At 69.6% G+C, this 17,856-nt stretch carries 14 protein-coding genes and 2 pseudogenes; 2 read left to right on the plus strand and 14 right to left on the minus strand.

Going from position 1 to position 17,856, the window contains the following annotated elements; genetic code table 11:
* From AB0C20_RS27700 to AB0C20_RS27765, 14 genes and pseudogenes are all read right to left on the minus strand, one after another.
* Positions 1–230 (minus strand): annotated as a pseudogene (locus AB0C20_RS27700) (glycoside hydrolase); the annotation flags it as partial.
* Between the two features lie 343 nt (positions 231–573).
* Positions 574–2,076: an L-arabinose isomerase gene (gene araA, locus AB0C20_RS27705; RefSeq protein WP_357569065.1), complete on the minus strand. Its 1,503-nt coding sequence runs from the start codon at positions 2,074–2,076 to the stop codon at positions 574–576.
* Between the two features lie 26 nt (positions 2,077–2,102).
* Positions 2,103–3,092 carry a galactofuranose ABC transporter, permease protein YjfF gene (gene yjfF, locus AB0C20_RS27710; protein WP_357181975.1) on the minus strand — a complete coding sequence of 330 codons (990 nt, stop codon included), beginning with the start codon at positions 3,090–3,092 and terminating at the stop codon, positions 2,103–2,105.
* Positions 3,089–4,159: an ABC transporter permease gene (locus AB0C20_RS27715; protein WP_357181972.1), complete on the minus strand. Its 1,071-nt coding sequence runs from the start codon at positions 4,157–4,159 to the stop codon at positions 3,089–3,091. The genes yjfF and AB0C20_RS27715 overlap by 4 nt, the downstream gene beginning before the upstream one ends.
* On the minus strand, positions 4,156–5,697 hold the full coding sequence (locus AB0C20_RS27720; protein WP_357181969.1) for a sugar ABC transporter ATP-binding protein: 1,542 nt from the start codon (positions 5,695–5,697) through the stop codon (positions 4,156–4,158). Before AB0C20_RS27720 ends, AB0C20_RS27715 begins: the two co-directional genes overlap by 4 nt.
* 189 nt (positions 5,698–5,886) lie before the next feature.
* Positions 5,887–6,882, minus strand: a complete 996-nt coding sequence (locus AB0C20_RS27725; RefSeq protein WP_357182404.1) for an ABC transporter substrate-binding protein — start codon at positions 6,880–6,882, stop codon at positions 5,887–5,889.
* A 138-nt stretch (positions 6,883–7,020) separates the two neighbouring features.
* Complete coding sequence (locus AB0C20_RS27730; protein ID WP_357181966.1) at positions 7,021–7,713, minus strand: L-ribulose-5-phosphate 4-epimerase; 693 nt, start codon at positions 7,711–7,713, stop codon at positions 7,021–7,023.
* Positions 7,710–9,392 (minus strand): ribulokinase, encoded by a 1,683-nt coding sequence (araB, locus tag AB0C20_RS27735; RefSeq protein WP_357569066.1) that lies wholly within the window; start codon positions 9,390–9,392, stop codon positions 7,710–7,712. Before araB ends, AB0C20_RS27730 begins: the two co-directional genes overlap by 4 nt.
* Before the next feature lie 814 nt (positions 9,393–10,206).
* Positions 10,207–10,995, minus strand: a complete 789-nt coding sequence (locus AB0C20_RS27740; protein WP_357181960.1) for an ABC transporter permease — start codon at positions 10,993–10,995, stop codon at positions 10,207–10,209.
* A complete protein-coding gene (locus AB0C20_RS27745) occupies positions 10,992–11,969 on the minus strand; it encodes an ATP-binding cassette domain-containing protein (RefSeq protein ID WP_357181957.1) in 978 nt (325 codons plus the stop codon). The genes AB0C20_RS27740 and AB0C20_RS27745 overlap by 4 nt, the downstream gene beginning before the upstream one ends.
* A 33-nt stretch (positions 11,970–12,002) precedes the next feature.
* A complete protein-coding gene (locus AB0C20_RS27750; protein ID WP_357181954.1) occupies positions 12,003–12,845 on the minus strand; it encodes a DUF4097 family beta strand repeat-containing protein in 843 nt (280 codons plus the stop codon).
* 73 nt (positions 12,846–12,918) lie between these two features.
* Entirely contained in the window at positions 12,919–13,443 is a 525-nt protein-coding gene (locus AB0C20_RS27755) for a hypothetical protein (RefSeq protein ID WP_357181951.1), read from the minus strand.
* 90 nt (positions 13,444–13,533) lie between these two features.
* A complete protein-coding gene (locus tag AB0C20_RS27760) occupies positions 13,534–14,682 on the minus strand; it encodes an FUSC family protein (protein ID WP_357181948.1) in 1,149 nt (382 codons plus the stop codon).
* A 57-nt stretch (positions 14,683–14,739) separates the two neighbouring features.
* Complete coding sequence (locus tag AB0C20_RS27765; RefSeq protein ID WP_357569067.1) at positions 14,740–15,708, minus strand: SDR family NAD(P)-dependent oxidoreductase; 969 nt, start codon at positions 15,706–15,708, stop codon at positions 14,740–14,742.
* 84 nt (positions 15,709–15,792) lie between these two features.
* Here AB0C20_RS27765 and AB0C20_RS27770 point away from each other — a divergent pair, with 84 nt between their 5' ends.
* Positions 15,793–16,764: an AraC family transcriptional regulator gene (locus tag AB0C20_RS27770; RefSeq protein ID WP_357181942.1), complete on the plus strand. Its 972-nt coding sequence runs from the start codon at positions 15,793–15,795 to the stop codon at positions 16,762–16,764.
* 148 nt (positions 16,765–16,912) lie between these two features.
* Positions 16,913–17,856: pseudogene (locus AB0C20_RS27775) on the plus strand (hypothetical protein); the annotation flags it as partial.

Here is a 17,856-nt window from a genome sequence, read left to right on the forward strand (position 1 = left end):
CGCGCCCCATCGTTCGTAGCCGAGGCATACAGATCCAACGCCTTACCACTGTTGCGATTCACCAGCACATAGGAGGCGTTGGTGTCGACAGTCGCCGCTGACGCGGCGGTCGGCGCGACAGCCGCCAGAGCGCCGCCGACCACCACCGCTACCGCGGCGGCGACGAGTCGCGACAGCCGACCACGCCCCCGCGCTGGTGTTGTCCAGGGAACCCGACCGATGGCAACCATGATCCTCCTCTGACGATGCGTTCCGAACGGCCCGGGTCGTCATCCGCGGCACTGGGCGGTGTGCCGAGCTGGCCTGATCGCACAATGTGATCGCTAACATCACTCACCGTGGTCCACGGTCTTGATCTACGGAGCACGGGGAGAGAGATGATCGCGGCCGGGCCAGCCACAGACATCGACCGTCTTGGTTATAGACTGTGAGCGATAACACGGCCTTAGTCAAGACGTAACCCAATCAGCTCGCGGACGTGCTATCGGATACGCGAACGGGTGGTCCGCCCCTGCCCGAGGGATGTCAGGCAGGGACGGACCACCCGTCCGAGGTGCGGCCGAGCCGCGCGAATCAGAAGCCGCGGGCCAGCCGGTAGTAGGCCTGGTTCCAGCGCAGCTCGTCGGCGAAGCGGCGGGGCTCCGTGTCGGCGTCGATGACGACCAGCTCGGTACGGCTCATCTCCGCCAGGTCGTGCAGCTCCTCCACGCCCACCGCCTGCGACAGCACCGTGTGGTGCGGGGCGCCCGCGGTGATCCATGCCTCGGCCGAGACCGGCAGGTCGGGGCGCGGACGCCAGACGGCACGGGCGACCGGCAACCGGCGCAGCGGCTGCGGCGGCGCCACCACGTCGATCTCGTTGGCCACCAGCCGGAAACGCTCCCCCATGTCGGACAACCCGAGCACCACTGCCGGACCGGGTGCGGCGTCGAACACCAGCCGGACCGGGTCCTCCCGGCCACCGATGCTCAGCGGATGGATCTCCACGTTGGGCACGTCGGAGGCGATCGTCGGGCAGACCTCCAGCATGTGGGCGCCGAGCACCAACTCGTTGCCCGGGGTGAGGTCGTAGGTGTAGTCCTCCATGAACGACGTGCCGCCGCTCACGCCCACCGACATCGCCTTGAGGGTGCGGACCAGGACCGAGGTCTTCCAGTCGCCCTCACCGCCGAAGCCGTAGCCGTCCGCCATCAACCGCTGCACGGCGATGCCCGGCAGCTGACGCAGCCCCCCGAGGTCCTCGAAGTTCGTCGTGAACGCCCGGAACCCGCCCGCGTCCAGGAAGGCACGCATGCCCAACTCCACCCGCGCGGCGTACCGCAGCGAGTCGTGCTGCTCGCCGCCGGGCAGCAGCTCGCCGACGATGCGGTAGGTGTCCTCGTATTCCTTGACCAGGTCGTCCACCTGCGCGTCGGTGACCTCGCCGACCACCTCGACCAGGTCATTGACGCCGTAGGTGTTGACCGAGACCCCGAACCGCAGCTCGGCCTCGACCTTGTCGCCCTCGGTAACCGCGACGTCGCGCATGTTGTCACCGAAGCGGGCCAGGCGCAGCGACCGCATCGCCGACCAACCCAGCGCGGCACGGGCCCATGCCCCGATCCGAGTGGTCACCCGCGGATCGCTGACGTGTCCGGCCACCGTCTTACGGGCCACACCGAGACGCGTCTGGATGTACCCGAACTCACGGTCGCCGTGGGCGGCCTGGTTCAGGTTCATGAAGTCCATGTCGATGTCGTTCCACGGCAGCAGAACGTTGGCCTGGGTGTGCAGGTGCAGCAGCGGCGTCTGCAACGCGTCCAGACCGGAGATCCACATCTTGGCCGGCGAGAACGTGTGCATCCAGGCGATGACCCCGACGGCACCCTGAGCGGCCGCGTCCCGGCAGACCTGCAGAATCTCACCGCTGTTGGTCAGGACGGGCTTCCAGACCACGCGGGCGGGAATCTGCGGCGAGTCGTCGAGCGCTGCCGCGATCTGGCGAGACTGCTCGGCCACCTGGCGGAGCGTCTCCTCGCCGTACATGCCTTGGCTGCCGGTGAGGAACCAGATCTCGGGTTCGGTGTGTGGTGCCATGGAGTTGCCTTCCGCGAGAGGGGCGGTCACTTGTAACGGATTCCGATGAGGCGCTGGAGGAGGATGAACGCGAAGAGCAGACCACCAATCACGATCTTGGTCCACCAGGAGTTGAGGCTCCCGTCGAAGGTGATGAGAGTCTGGATCACGCCGAGGACCAGCACGCCGAGCACCGTGCCGAAGACGTAACCCGCGCCACCGGTGAGCACAGTGCCACCGATGACGACGGCGGCGATGACGTCCAGCTCCATCCCCACGGCGATCAGCGGCGCGCCGGAGAGGGTGTAGAACGACAGCAGGATCCCGCCGATGGCCGAGCACAGACCACTGATCGTGTAGACGGCGATCCGGGTCCGCCCCACGGGCAGGCCCATCAGCAGCGCCGACTGCGGGTTGCCGCCGATGGCGTACACGTTGCGTCCCAGCCGGGTGTAGGCCAGCGTGTACGCGGCGATGACGACCACCACGAAGGCGATCAACACGCTGATCGACACGAAGTTGCCCCGGGGATCCCCGATCCGCTCCTGCGACATCGAGGTCCAGAAACCGTCGGTGATCGGGATCGACGCGCCGGAGATGAAGGTGCACATGCCCCGGGCGAAGAACATCCCGGCGAGCGTGACGATGAACGGCTGGATCTCGAAGAAGTGGATGACGCAGCCCATCAACAGGCCGAGCGTCGGACCGATGAGAAGGGCGATGACCAGCACCAGCGCCGCCGGCATGCCGTCCTGCAGCAGCGCGGCCGACACCATCGCCGTCATCGCGACGACCGAACCGACCGACAGGTCGATGCCACCGGTGAGGATCACGAAGGTCATACCCACCGCGACGACGAGCAGGAAGCCGTTGTCGATGAAGACGTTGAAGATGACCTGGACGTTCGAGAACGCCGTGTACTGCGAGACACCGATGGCGTACATCACCAGCAGCAGAGCGAGCGTCGCCAGGACCGGTATCTGCTTCCTCGGCAGCCGGAACCGGGTACGACCGGCGGTAAGCGTTCCAGTGGTCATGCCGGCACCTGCTCCTTCGGCTTGTCGGCGATGGTGGCGGGCGGCGGGACGTTGCGCCTACGTCGGCTGAACCGGGCCCGGAAGGCCGGCGCCTGGATGAGGCAGACGGCGATGACGACGACCGCCTTGAACAGCAGCGAGGTCTGCGGTGAGATGTCCATGGCGTACACAGTGGTGGTCAGGGTCTGGATGATCAGCGCGCCGATGATCGTGCCACTCAGGAAGAACCGGCCGCCCGCGAGGGACGTACCGCCGATGACGACCGCGAGGATCGCGTCCAGCTCGACCCAGAGGCCGGCGGCGTTGCCGTCGGCGCTGGAGACGTTGGCCGTCATCATGAAACCGGCGACCGCGGCGCAGGCGGCGCTGATCACGTACGCCAGGAAGATGACCCGACCGGACCGGATGCCGGCGAGCCGGCTGGCCATGGCGTTGCCGCCCACCGACTCGATGATCATGCCGAGTGCGGTGCGACGGGTGAACGCGGCGACCAGCAGGGCTGCGGCGAGCGCGATGAAAATGGCAAGCGGCAGGGTCAACGCGTGGCCCAGGCCGATCGCCCGGTACGGCTCGGAGTTGATGGTGATGATCTGACCCTCGGTGATCAGCTGGGCGAGACCCCGGCCGGCGACCATCAGGATCAGGGTGGCGATGATCGGTTGGATCCCGATCACGGCCACCAGCACCCCGTTCCAGGCGCCGAGCACGAGCGAGACGCCCATCGCCATCGCAAGGGCGGTCACCACCACGCCAACGCTGTTCTGGTCGGGCTGCTTGCTGATGTACATGCAGGCGATCGCGCCGCTGATCGCACAGAGCGAGCCCACCGACAGGTCGATGCCGCCGGTGGAGATGACCAGGGTCATGCCCAGCGCGACGAGGATCAGCGGTGCGCTCAGCCGCAGGATGTCGATCGGCGTGCCGTACAGGTGCCCGTCCTTGAGCTCGATGGACAGGAACCCGGGCCGGTAGATCGTGTTAGCGGCGAGCATGACGAACAGCACGGCGGCGGGCCAGAACAGCCGGTGACCGATCATCGTCCGATAGCGGCTCATGGTGTCGTTCATCGGTCTGCCTCCTCCCGGTGGGATCCGCTGGCGATGGTCTGCATGATGCGGTCGGCGTCCAGGCTCTCGTCGTTGGCGAGCTGCGCGACCATCTGCCGGTCCCGCATGACGGCCACCTTGTGGCTGAGGCGCAGCACCTCCTCCAGCTCGGCGGAGATGAACAGCACCGCCATGCCCCCGTCGGACAGCTGCGTCACGAGCTTCTGGATCTCGGTCTTCGCCCCGATGTCGATGCCCCGGGTCGGCTCGTCGAGGATCAGCAGTCGCGGCTCGGTGATCAGCCACCGCGCCAGCAGCACCTTCTGCTGGTTACCGCCGGAGAGGTTGCGTACCGGCACCTCCGGGTCGGCGGGCCGGATGTTGAGGGCCTTGACGTACTTGTCGACCAGCTCGTCCTGACGGCGACGCGGAATCGGCCGCAGCCAGCCGCGGGCCGCCTGCATCGCGAGGATCATGTTCTCGCGGACCGACAGGTCCGCGACGATCCCCTCGGCCCGGCGGTTCTCCGAACAGAAGCCCACGCCGTGGTCGATGGCCTGCGCGGGGGTGCGCAGGCTGCTCGCCGTGCCGTCGATCGCGACCTGGCCGCCGTCGGTCCGGTCAGCGCCGAACAGCAACCGCGCGACCTCGGTACGCCCCGAGCCCAGCAGGCCGGCCAGGCCCACCACCTCGCCGGCGTGGATGGTGAGGCTGAACGGCTCGACCGCACCCGCCCGACCGAAGTTCGACACCGCCACCAGGGGGGTGCCCTCCTCCAGCGCGGCCAGGTCCCGCCGGGAGTGCTCCTCGATGCCCTCCAGGACGTCGAGCTCCTTGCCGATCATCTTCTCGACCAGGGAGAGCTGGGGCAGCTCGGTGGTGAGGTACTCGCCGACGAGCCCGCCGTTGCGCAGCACCGTGATCCGGTCGGCGATCTCGTAGACCTGGTCGAGGAAGTGGGTCACGAACAGGATCGCGATGCCCTCGTCGCGCAGTTGCCGCATGATGCGGAACAGTTGCGCCACCTCGCCGGCGTCGAGGCTGGACGTCGGCTCGTCCAGGATCAGCACCCGGGCCTTGATGTCGATGGCGCGGGCGATGGCGACCATCTGCTGGATCGCGAGCGAGTACGAGCCGAGTGGCGCACTGACGTCGAGGTCGAGGTCGAGGCGGGCCAGCAGGGCTCGGGCGCGGCGCCGAACCTCACCCCAGCGGACGGCGCCGAAGACCCGAGGCTCACGGCCGATGAAGATGTTCTCCGCCACCGAGAGGTTGGTGCAGAGGTTGACCTCCTGGAAAACGGTGCTCACGCCGGCGGCGGTCGCCTGCATCGGCCCGGTGAACGACACGGGCTCGCCGTCGAGGGTGATCGAGCCCCCATCGGTGTCGTAGACGCCGGTGAGCACCTTGATGAGGGTGGACTTGCCGGCGCCGTTCTCGCCCATCAGGGCGTGCACCTCGCCGGGGAAGAGCCGGAAGTTGACGTCGTGGAGTGCGCGCACCCCGGGGAAGGACTTGCTGATCCCGGTCATCGTCAGGACCGGACGGCTATCCGTCATCCCATCAGACCTCTTCTGGGTCGTCGACACGGAAGGGCCGCTACGCTCCCGCCACGCCCGCCCGGTCGTCCCTGGGAGGGCCGCTCGGGCGGGCGTGGTACGGGGTCGTCGCGGGCCAAGCCCGGTCCGTTTCGGGTAGGAAGGCGACGCGGCGGGGCCGCCACGCGAACGCGGCGACCCCGTCGTCGATCAGTACTTACGGTTGGGCAGAGCTTCCTTGGCCTGCTCGGTCGTGAAGGTGGTCTCCTCGGTCTCGATCCGAGGCGGCACCTCCTCGCCCGCGTGGACCTTCTTGGCCAGGTCCATCAGCTGCGGGCCGAGCAGCGGGCTGCACTCCGCGATGAAGTTGAACTTCCCGTCGGCGAGAGCCTGCATGCCGTCCTTGACAGCGTCGACAGTGATGATGGTGATGTCCTTGCCGGGCACCTTGCCGGCGGCGTTGATCGCCTCGAGCGCGCCCAGACCCATGTCGTCGTTGTGCGCGAACAACACGTCGATCTTCTTGTTGGCCTTGAGGAACTGCTCCATGACCTGCTTGCCGCCGGCCCGGGTGAAGTCACCCGGCTGGGAAGCGATGATCTTCAGGTTCGGGTTGGCGGCGATCGCCTCACCGAAGCCCTTCTTGCGATCGTTCGCCGGCGCCGCACCGGTGTTGCCCTGCAGCTCGACGATGTTCACCGGGCCCGAGGCGGTCTTCTTCTGCTCGACCAGCCACTCACCGGCGAGCCGGCCCTCCTTGACGAAGTCCGAGCCGAGGAAGGTCTTGTACAGCGTCTTGTCGGCCGAGTCCACCGAGCGGTCGGTCAGGATGACCGGGATGTCGGCGTCCTTGGCCTCCTTGAGCACGGTGTCCCACCCGGACTCCACCACCGGCGAGAAGGCGATCACGTCGACCTTCTGCTGGATGTAGTTGCGGATCGCCTTGATCTGGTTTTCCTGCTTCTGCTGGGCGTCGTCGAACTTCAGCTCGACACCCGCCGCAGCCGCGGACTCCTTGATCGAGGTGGTGTTCGCGGTACGCCACCCGCTCTCCGCACCGACCTGCGAGAAGCCCATCGTGATCTTGCCGTCGTCCTTGGTGCCGCCGCCGCCCGTGTCGCTATTGCCGCAGGCCGCCACGCCGCCGACCAGCAGCACGCTGGCGAGGACCGCGGCAGCGCGCCACGGAGCGGACTGCGTTCGCATCTTTCCCATCGAATCTCCTTGGCTGGATGTGGTGGGTAACCGCGCCAACCGCCGAGGTGCGAAAGAGCGGCGTACGCGGGTGGTGCGTGCTGGTGCGTCGTGGTGCAGACCGACGGGCCCTGGATGATCGGTGCAGGGTCAGGAACCCACCGGTGCGACTGGTTGTTGGCCGTAGACGTTCTGGTAGCGGTCGTAGAGCGAGTCGATGTCGGCCTGTGCCATCGGGACCGGTTGCCCGAGGGTGTGGGCCAGGTGCGCGGTGCGGGCCACGTCCTCGCACATGACGGCCGCCTTGACCGCCGCGCGGGCGTCGCGACCGATGGTGAAGACGCCGTGGTTGCGCATCAGCACCGCGGGCGAGCGGTGCCCGGCGAGCGTGGCGACGATGCCCTTGCCGATGTCGTCACCGCCGATCAGCGCGAACGGGCCGATCGGGATCTCCCCACCGAACTCGTCGGCCTGGGCGGTGAGGTGGCAGGGAATCGACTCCCCACACGCGGCCCAGGCGGTCGCGTACGAGCTGTGCGTGTGCACGACCCCACCGACCTCGGGCATGGCCCGGTAGACGTAGGCGTGGGCCGCGGTGTCGCTGGACGGGGCGAAGTCGCCCTCGACGAGAACGCCGTCGAGGTCGCACACCACCATCGTGGCCGCGGTGAGGTCGTCGTAGCTCACCCCACTCGGCTTGATCACCATCAGGTCCTGGCCGGGGACCCGCGCGGAGACGTTGCCGGACGTCCAGGCGACCAGGTTGTACCGGGTCAGCTCGGCGTGCAGGCGGGCGACGGTCTCGCGCAGCTCGGCGACCTGTCGGGTCACCTCGGCGTTCACGCCACCACCTCCAGCGGGGCCTCGTGGGTGGTGGCGGCGGTCTCTACGGCCGCGTTGCGGATCGCCCGCAGGCGGAGCATGACGTCGTTGCCGCCACGACCGAAGTGGTCGTGCAGCGCCCGGTACTCGGCGTAGAGGGCGTCGTAGGCGCGGGCCCGCTCGGGGTCCGGACGGTAGACGGCCTCGTGCACCCGACCCATCGCCTGCGACGCCTCGTGGATCGAGGGGAACTCACCGGCGGCGACGGCGGCGTGGATCGCCGAGCCCAGCGCCGGCCCCTGCGCCGAGGCGATGATGTTCAGCGGTCGCCTGGTCACGTCGGCGTAGATCTGCATCAGCAACGCGTTGTTGGTCAGACCACCGGCGATCACCAGGTCGTTCACCGGGACCCCGGCGTCGACGAACGCCTCGATGATCATCCGGGTGCCGTACGCGGTGGACTCCAGCAGGGCCCGGTAGATGTCCGCTGGCCGGGTGGCCAGGGTCATGCCGACGATCATCCCGCTGAGGTCGTGGTTGACCAGCAGGGAACGGTTGCCGTTCCACCAGTCCAACGCGATCAGGCCGTGCGCGCCGACGGGCTGACTCGCGGCCAGCTCGGTGAGGCGCTCGTGCGAGTCGACACCGGCCGGAGCGGCGTGGTCGACGAACCAGCCGAAGATGTCGCCGACGCCGCTCTGCCCGGCCTCGTAACCCCAGGCGCCGGGGCTGATGCCGCCGTCCACCACACCGCACATGCCGGCCACCTCGGCGACCTCCGCGCCGTTGACGACATGGCAGGTCGAGGTGCCCATGATGGCGACCAGCCGACCGGGCTGCACCGCCTGCGCGGACGCCGCGGTGACGTGCGCGTCGACGTTGCCGACGGCCACCGCGATCCCCTCCGGCAGACCGGTCCAGGCGGCGGCCTGGGCGGTGAGCGCGCCGGCCCGGGCCCCGAGGGGCAGCAACGGGCCGTCCAGCTTGGCCACGAAGTCGCCGAAGTTGGGGTTGAGCGCGGTCAGGAAGCCCTCGGAGGGGTAGTGACCGTCCTGCAGGATGCCCTTGTACCCGGCAGTGCAGACGTTGCGGGTCTCGGTGCCGCAGAGCTGCCAGACGATCCAGTCGGCCGCCTCGATGAAGCGCTCGGCCCGGTCGTAGACCTCCGGATCCTCCTCCAGGATCTGCAGGCCCTTGGCGTACTGCCACTCGGCGGAGATCTTGCCGCCGTACCGGCCGATCCACGGCTCGGCCCGCTCATGGGCCAGCGCGTTGATCCGGTCGGCGTGCGGCTGCGCGGCGTGGTGCTTCCACAGCTTGACCCAGGCGTGCGGTCGGTCGCGCAGCTCGGGCGTCTCGCACAGCGGGGTGCCGTCGGCGAGCGTCGGCAGCACGGTGCAGGCGGTGAAGTCGATGCCGATGCCGACCACCGCCGCCGGGTCCACCCCCGCGGCGGACACCGCCGCCGGGACGGCGTACCGCAGAACGTCGCGGTAGTCCTGCGGGTTCTGCAGGGCCCAGTCCGGGGGAAGCGTTCGACCTCCCGGAAGCGCCGTGCTGATCACGCCATCGCCGTACTCGTGCACCGCGGTCCCCAACTCGGCACCATCGCCGACACGGACCACCAGAGCTCGCCCGGACAGGGTGCCGTAGTCGACACCGACGACGTAGCGGTCGTCAGCTCCGTCCACACGGTTCATGTTCACCTCCACCGTTAACGGGGATAGTGTTAACGCTCACATCCAGGCTCGTCAAGACATCTACCCGCAACAGCTCCGTAACGGAACGCGGAAGGCGGACCGACTTGGGAGGGTAGATAGCGGACCGGTCCAAACCTGGATATTCCCCCCTCAACTGCCGCAGCCATCCGACGAATGGGGCCCGCGTCCGGTACGACCGCCACCCGGAGACCCGCCATCAGGCGACGCGACAGGTCTAGTGCGCCGCATATTGCGGCATCGCCGTCCGATAGCGACCAGTTGTTCCCCCGTCGATGATGGCAGCGATAACATTCCCGGGTTGCAGCGGTCGCGTGCTCGGATCCGCCCGACAGCCATAGACGACCATGCGGGCTCATGGCTGAGCGCTCCGGAGGGCGATCCACCCGACGCGAAGCCGGACGGCGGCCCTGTGTTATCGATAACATTCAACGTCTTGGTGTGCCCGCGTCACCCGGTCGGCCCGCACGCCCAACGGCGCGTCGGGCGACCCCTGAAGCAAGATCCACTCGCGCTCCTTGACGTCGCGGGGTCCCCGGCGGCGTGATCGGGCGACTTCACGAAAGCCGAGTCGATCACGCACTCGCGCCGGCAATCCGCCGCCCTTTCACGCACTCGCCCCGCCGGCCCCACGACGCCTGACCACGCACTCGCGCCGCCGGCCCCACGACGCCGGACCACGCACTCGCGCCGCCGACCCTCCGGTCCCACGACGCCACGAGCCGGCGGCCCGACCCCCTGTGGGCCGAGTCGCCGGCTCTTTCTTGCGTTGGCAGGACCGAGCGCGCCGGTCGGATCAGGCCGTCCGGTTGCGGTTGTACAGGGCCTTGGCCCACAGGAAGCAGCCCACTGTGATGACGGCACACCAGGCGACCGCGATGATCCCGTTGGCGCCGATCCCGGTGCCCAGGAGCAGGCCGCGGAGGGTCTCCATGACGGGCGTGAAGGGCTGGTAGTCAGCGAACAACCGCACGGCGGTCGGCATCGAGTCGGTGGGGACGAACCCACTGCCGAGGAACGGCAGGAGGATCAGCGGCATGGGCAGGTTGCTGGCCGTCTCGACACTGTCACTGACCAGACCGAGGGCGACGGACAGCCAGGTCAGCGCAAAGGTGATCATGGCGAGCACGCCGATCGCCGCGAGCCACTCGACCGCGTTGGCAGTGGGCCGGAACCCGACCAGCAGCGCCACGACGGTGACGGCCGCGAGGCTGAGCATGGTCTGCACCAGGCTGCCCAGTACGTGACCCGTCAGGACCGACGGTCGGAAGATCGACATCGTGCGGAACCGGGCGATGATCCCCTCGGTCATGTCCATCGCGACCGAGATGGCGGTGCCCTGCGCGGCGCTGACCACTGTGATGAGCAGGATGCCGGGGGTGACGTAGTTGGCGTACTGGGAGCGGTCGCCGGACGGGCCGAGACCGGCGCCGAGCGTGCCGCCGAAGACGTAGACGAAGAGCAGCAGGATGATGATCGGGATGCCGATGAGCAGGAACGTCATCGACGGGTACCGCCGCATGTGCAGCAGGTTTCGCCGCAACATGGTGCTCGAGTCGCGGACGGCGAGGGAGAGGGTGCTCATCGCGCGGGAGCCCTTTCGTGGTCGGGTCGGCTGGCCCGGGTGTCGGGCTGACCGGTGAGGGTGAGGAAGACGTCGTCGAGGTCGGGGGTGTGCACGGAGAGCCCCGCCACGCTGATCGAGGCGCGGTCGAGCTGGTCGAGCAGAGATCGCAGCGACCCGACCCCGCCGTCACTCGGCACCTGGAGGGTGAGCGCCGCGTCGTCCCGGGTGGCGGCCTCGAACGTCCGGGCCGCCACGTCGAGCCCTTCCTGGTCGGCGAACTGCAACACGACGTGGCCGCCCGGGATGAGCCGCTTGAGTTCGCGCGGCGTGCCCTCGGCGATCAGCCGGCCGTGGTCGAGGAACGCCACCCGGTCGGCGAGCTGATCGGCCTCCTCCAGGTACTGCGTGGTGAGCAGGATGGTCACGCCCTCGGCGGCGAGCGCGCGGATGATGTGCCACATGGCCCGGCGGCTGCGCGGGTCGAGGCCGGTGGTCGGCTCGTCGAGGAAGATGACGCGGGGCTCGCCGACCAGGGTCATCGCGAGATCGAGCCGGCGGCGCATGCCGCCGGAGTACGTGGACACCGGTTTGCCCGCCGCCTCGGTCAGGTCGAACTGGTCGAGCAGGTCGGCGATGCGCCGCCGACCGGCGGCCCTGTCCAGGTGGCACAGGTCGGCCATCAGGGTCAGGTTCTCCCGGCCGGTGAGCAGGTTGTCGACGGCGGAGAACTGGCCGGTGACGCCGATCAGCGCGCGTACCGCGTCGGGTTCGCGGGTCAGGTCGTGGCCGAAGACGCGGGCGTTACCGCCGTCGGCGTCGATCAGGGTGGAGAGGATCTGCACTGTGGTGGTCTTGCCGGCGCCGTTCGGACCGAGCAACGCGAAGATGGTGCCCTCGGTGATCATCAGGTCGATGCCGTCCAGCACGACCTTGTCTCCGTAGGACTTGCGCAGGTCGGTGGCGACGATCGCGGGGTTCATGGAGCTGGTCATGGTCTCCTCATTTGTGGTCGCCGGGGCGGTGGGTCAGGCGCGGCGGATCATGATGTCGCCGTAGGAGGTGTTCGCCCGGACCTCGACCGTCTCGTCGGTCTGCGCCGGGCTGTCGGTCGACTCCAGCGCGTTGTGCACGCGGCCGTGCTTGGAACTGACGTCGAGCCAGGCGGCGGTCCCGCGACGGATGCCGACCTCGATCGCGCCGTAGGAGGTCTGTACGTCGACCGCGCCGCGGGTGACAGCGCCCAGCCGGAGGTTGCCGTAGGCGGTGCGCGCCGTCACCGAGGCCTGCGAAGCGTCCACTGTGATGTCGCCGTAGGCAGTGTTGATCCGGACGTCGCCACCGCTGTGACCGATCCAGCAGTCGCCGGACGAGTTCTTGATCTCGGCGGTGCCGTCGACAGCACCGATGCGCACCTTGCCGGATGATGCCTTCACCCGGGCGGGGCCCAGCACACGCTCGACCGCGACCTCGCCGTGGCTACTGTCGATCTCCAACGGCCCGGTCTCGTCGAGTCGGATGCCGCTGCCGGTCTTGATCCGACACTCGCCGAGCCGACCCTCGCAGCGGAACGCCGCCCACGCCGCCTCGGCGTACACCCGTGACCCGGTCGGCACCTCGATCTGGACGTCGACCGACGGACCGGGGCCGAACCCGTAACGGCGCCAGCTCTTCGGCACCCGGATCACCAGTCGCCCGGCGGCGAACTCGACGGTGCTCTGTTCGGCGGCGCTCACGTCGGCCTTGCTCGACGGGTCTCGGGGCCGCACCGTCACCACTGTGTCGGTGCGGTCGCTCGCGGCGATCCAGGCGTCGCCGATCGGCAGCTCGATCTGGACGGAAATCGGTTCTGGCGTCTCGAAAACAGGCATGGTGGTCTCCCGAGATGTGATCGGCGGAGGTCACCGCTGGTCAGCGGCGTGGTGGTGGAAGGGGTACGGGGAGTTAGCGGGCCCAGCCAGTGAAGTGCTGGCCGGAGGTCGGCTCCACCCGGCGGGGTGGACGACGCTGTGTGTCGCCCGCCCCGATGGCACCGGCGACGGCGCGCACAAGCCAGGCGTTGACCGAGAGCCCGGCGCGGCCGGCGGCGTCCTCGACGCTGGCCTTCAGGTGGTCGGGGAGCCGCAGGTTGATCCGCGAGGTGCCGCCCTCGTCACCGTCGGGCGCGGACACCGGCGCCGACAGCGGTGGCGGGCCACCGGGCTCGCTCGCCACCTCGACCGGCGGGCTGGCCGGCGTCACCACGAAGTCGGGCTCGCGCCCGCGCAACCGGACGTGCACCGAACCCGGTGCGAGGTCGCGGGTGATCTCGTCGGCCGCGTCGGACAGCGCTTCGAGCAACGTGAGACGGGTGGCCGCCTCCAACTGCGCGAAGAGTCGTTCGGCAAGCGCCCGGCCCTCCGGGTCCACGCCCTCCGCGGCCACGGCGAACTCGTTACGCAGGTTCTCGACGTATGACCTCAGCTCCATGGCACCATCATGGCACCATTTTGGCTCAGAGTGCAACCTTCATGGCTCAAAAGATGCCGCCACCTGGCTCCGCTGCGGGTCACCTGGCTCTCAGAGGTCCCCGAAAAGCCTCCTGACCAGGTGATTCGCGTCCTCCTGAAGCAACCCGGAGGCGACCAGGAGGTCACTGACGGTCGTCCGGACCTGTGCCACCACCACTGCACCCGAGAAGCCAACGCCGTCCCGATAGGCGTGCCCGGCCGTCCGGACCGCCCGCAGCGCCTGCTCCCGGGCCCGGTTCGGCTCGGCGCCGGCGGCGAACTGCCGCTCGAGCAGGCGGACCGCCTCGGCGAGATCGGCCACCGCCGTCGGCAACGACTCCGGCACCGGCTCGCCGTCCTCGATGAGCGTCACCGACCGTCGGATCAGGGTGCCGCTGTTGCGCATCGCCCGGTCGATCGGCTCCGCCGCCTGCGCGTAGCGGCCCACCGGCCCGTGCCGTTGATGCCAGTACACCGGCGACAGGGTGCTCGCCTCCCGGGCGCCCTGGGTCGCCTCGACGAATGCCTTCAACCGCCCCGCGCTCTGCCGCAGCTCACCCCGAGCGGCACGGGCCCGAGCGGCATCCCGCTCGGTCAGCGCCTCGGCGGTGGCGTCGAGCTGGGTCGCGAGGAGATCCAACGCCGGCCGCGCGGCTCGGTTGAGCACGCGCAGCGGGTTCAGCGGCAGCAATACGGCGGTGACCAGCAGCGCCACCCCTCCCCCGACGAGCGCGTCCACGAACCGGGGGATCTCCAGATCCCGGACGGCCGGGCTGAGCGTGGCGATGAGCACCGCCGTCGCTCCGGCCTGGACCACCACCGCCGCGCTACCCGCGAGGAAGAGCGCGACGACGATCGCCAGCGTGACGATCAGGGCGAGCTGCCACCACCCGGTGCCGATCACCAGGAGGAGCAGGTCGCCGATCAGCACTCCGACGGTGACACCGATGATCAGCTCGACGGTGCGACGCAACCGCTGGCCGACCGACGCGGCGAGCGTCGAGACGGCGGAGATCGGCGCGAAGACAGGCTGCGACACCTGCAGCAGCGAATGCGCCACGAACCAGGACAGCCCCGCGGCCAGGCCGGCCTGGAGGGCGAGCCCGCCGATGGTTCGTACCCGACGGACCCGGTCGCGCAACGCGGCCACCAAGCGGTCCCACCACCGGTCGACGGTCGACGGGCCCGCGTCCGCTCCGCGCCGACCGGCAGCGACCATGGCGGCACCTACCCCGCCACGACCGGATCAATCCTCGCCGGCACGACCCGGCCGTCCTCAGCGCGAGGCGAGCGCCTTCTCGGCGTACGCCCAGAGCCGGTCCGCCGCGGCCGGGTCCAGCGCGTGGGCGGCGACTCCGCCGGTGGCGTCGGGGCCACCGGGAACGACCTCGGCCTCCTGGTTGTCGTCGAAGTACCGGCCGCCGACGCCGTCGAGCAGTGGTGAGCCGGCGAGCAGCACCGTGGTCGACGCGCCCTGGTCGGGCTTCTTGTAGTACTCCGCCTCGATGAGGTTGCCCGCTTCGTCCATCGCGCCCATCGCCCGCATCGTGTCGTCGTCGATGTGGCGCTGGAGGTTGGTGAAGATGTATCCGGGGTTGAGGGCGTTCGCTGTGATCCCGTCCTCCGCCCACTGGCGGGTGATGCCGACCGCGAGCAGGACCTCCGCGGTCTTCGACTGGCCGTAGGCCGACCACGGGTCGTACTCGCGCCGCTCGAACTGTGGGTCGTCGAAGTCGAACGGCGCGGCAAGGTGTGCTCCGGAGCTGACCATCACGACCCGGGCCGCCTGGGCGGCCCGCAGGTTGTCGTGCAGCCCCCGGGCCAGCGCGAAGTGGCCGAGGTGATTCGTCGCGAGCTGGAGTTCCCAGCCCACGGCGGTCAACTGGCGGGTCGGGATCGCCATGATTCCGGCGTTGGCCACCAGCACGTCGAGCGGGCCCTGCCAGGCCGCGACGAAGGCGTCGACCGACGCCAGGTCGGAGAGATCGAGGGCGGACGACCGGATCGTGCCCGGGGTCGCATCGGTGGCGAACTCCTCGGCGAGCCGGTCGGCCGCTCGAGGATTCCGGGTCGCGATGGTGACCTCGGCGCCGGCCCCGGCCAGCGCGCGCACCGTCTCCACACCGATGCCGGAGGCACCCCCGGTGACGATCATCCGGCGTCCGGTGAGGTCGACACCGTCGAGGACCTCGGCGGCGGTGGTGCGCGCGTGGAACGGGGTGGTGAGGCGTGGGTTCGCTGTCATGAAACCCAGGCTACGAACGCTCGGATCGGACTGCCTATAGTCTGGAGTCCTTCATACTTTCGTGAGCGTCCAGAAGAGGTGGGGATGGATCCGTTGGAGGATGTCCTGGCCCTACTCGGCGCGACGAGCCACGTCTCCGCCGGCCTGGTCGGGGGCGGACGCTGGGCCGTCGGTTTCGAACCACCGGCCGGGGCCAAGTTCAACGCCGTCCGGCGGGGCCGATGCTCGCTGCGGGTCGACGGCCACGCCGAGCCGGTCAACCTCGGTACGGGCGACTGCTTCCTGCTGACCCGACCAGCGGCCTACACCCTCTACAGCGACCCCGACGTGCCGGTCCAGCCCGCGTACCCGATCTTCGCCGCCGCCACCGACGGTGTGGCGCACGTCGGCGACGGTGACGAGGTGTTCCTCATCGGCGGTGCCTTCGCCCTGGGCGGACGGGCGCGCAGCCTCCTGCTGGACAGCCTCCCGCCGGTCATCCACGTGCCCGCCGACACCCCGGAGGCCAGTACCGTCCAGTGGGCCCTCGGCGAGATCGACGCGGAACTGCGATCCACGCGACTCGGCTCCCACCTCGTCGCCGAGCACCTGGCGCTGGTCCTGCTGATCCGAGTCCTGCGGCTGCACCTGGCCCGCCACGAACAGCCCACCTCCGGGTGGCTGGCCGGTCTCACCGACCCGGTGGTCGCTCCCGCGCTACGGGCGATGCACGCACGACCCGCGCACGCGTGGACGGTGGACGAGGTCGCCCGGGCGGCCACCGTCTCCCGGTCGACGCTGGCGGCCCGATTCAAGAGGGTCGTCGGGGTGGGCCCACTGGAGTACCTGACCGGGTGGCGGATCGAACTCGCTGCCGACCGCATCCGGCGCAGCTCGGACACTGTCGCCACCATCGCCCAGGCCGTCGGTTACGGCTCGGAGAGCGCGCTCAGCGTGGCCTTCAAGCGCACCACCGGCCTCTCGCCGCGCGCTTACCGCACCGAGCTGGCGAAGGAGGGCCGGAACGACGTACCAGAACCGACGGTGACCGCCGGTCGGGCCCGGCCTGGGTGGTAGCGCCCCGGCCGGTCGGGATTGAGCGGGTCTGGTTCGGGTAGAACCCGCTGCCGTCACCGCGGTCGGCGACCCCGGCGCGTGCCGTCGAGGCTGGGTCGCGGGACGGACGGCGAGGCGCCTCGGGGGGACGTTGGATGGACCAGAGCGGTTGAGCGGGCCGAACGACTCCGGTGACGTCGTGGAGCTACGGGTGCACGGAGTCTCCGGCGCGAGCGCCGCGCAGGTGCTGGACCTGCAACAGATCGGGCAGGTCGCCGGTGACCGCAGTGGCGGGTTCTACCGGCCGCGCCCCCGGTACTTGGACAGCACCGGCTCGCACGGGGTGACGCTTGAGGCGTACCGCTGGGGTGACCTGCCCTCCGGGACCGTGCCCCGCACCCTGGCAGTGGTCTTCCTGCTCCCCTTCATGCTTGTCAACGTCGCGATCTGGATGCGCCCGGCGAACCCACGTTCCGAGGCGACGGTCAAGTCCCTGTGCCGGGTGCTGGCGCTCACCCTCACCGTGTTGTACGTGCTCGCCATCGCCGGCGTCGCCCTGGACCTCATCGGCTGGAAGTGCCTGGCCTCGCCGGACTGCCAGGCCGGACGCAGTTGGTTGTCCTGGTTGGGTGGACGCCCGGTCGGACTGCGGCTGGCGGTGCTCGCACTGGTCCCGGCCGCCGCGATCGGCCTGATCTGGCGGGTCAGCTGCCGTCCGGGGCGGACCTTCGAGGCTTTCCGGGCACCCGATCAGGGCACCTCCGCGTCTCGGCTCGGCACCGTCGGCCAGTGGGACGCCGAGCCGCTGGTGGGCCGCTTGCGCGCCATCCACGTCGCGGCGGCCTTCGCGACGCTGGACCTCGTCCTGCTGCTGGCCCGGGGCGCCAGTGACGCCTCGCCGGCCACGATCGCGCTGACGGCGATCACGGGGGTGATCCTGACGGGCTGCGTAGGGCTGCTCTGCACACCGCCGCTGATGGACCGGACACCCGGCGACCAGCGGCTCGATCGGGTCACCCGCACCCTCCGGAACGCTGCCATCGTCCTGACCGTTGTCGTCGTGGCACACGTGCCGACCACCTCGCAGCCGTGGCCGCAGGAGCACGGGCTCCC

This window comes from Micromonospora sp. NPDC048843 (assembly GCF_040649965.1).
GTDB classification, from domain to species: domain Bacteria; phylum Actinomycetota; class Actinomycetes; order Mycobacteriales; family Micromonosporaceae; genus Micromonospora; species Micromonospora hortensis.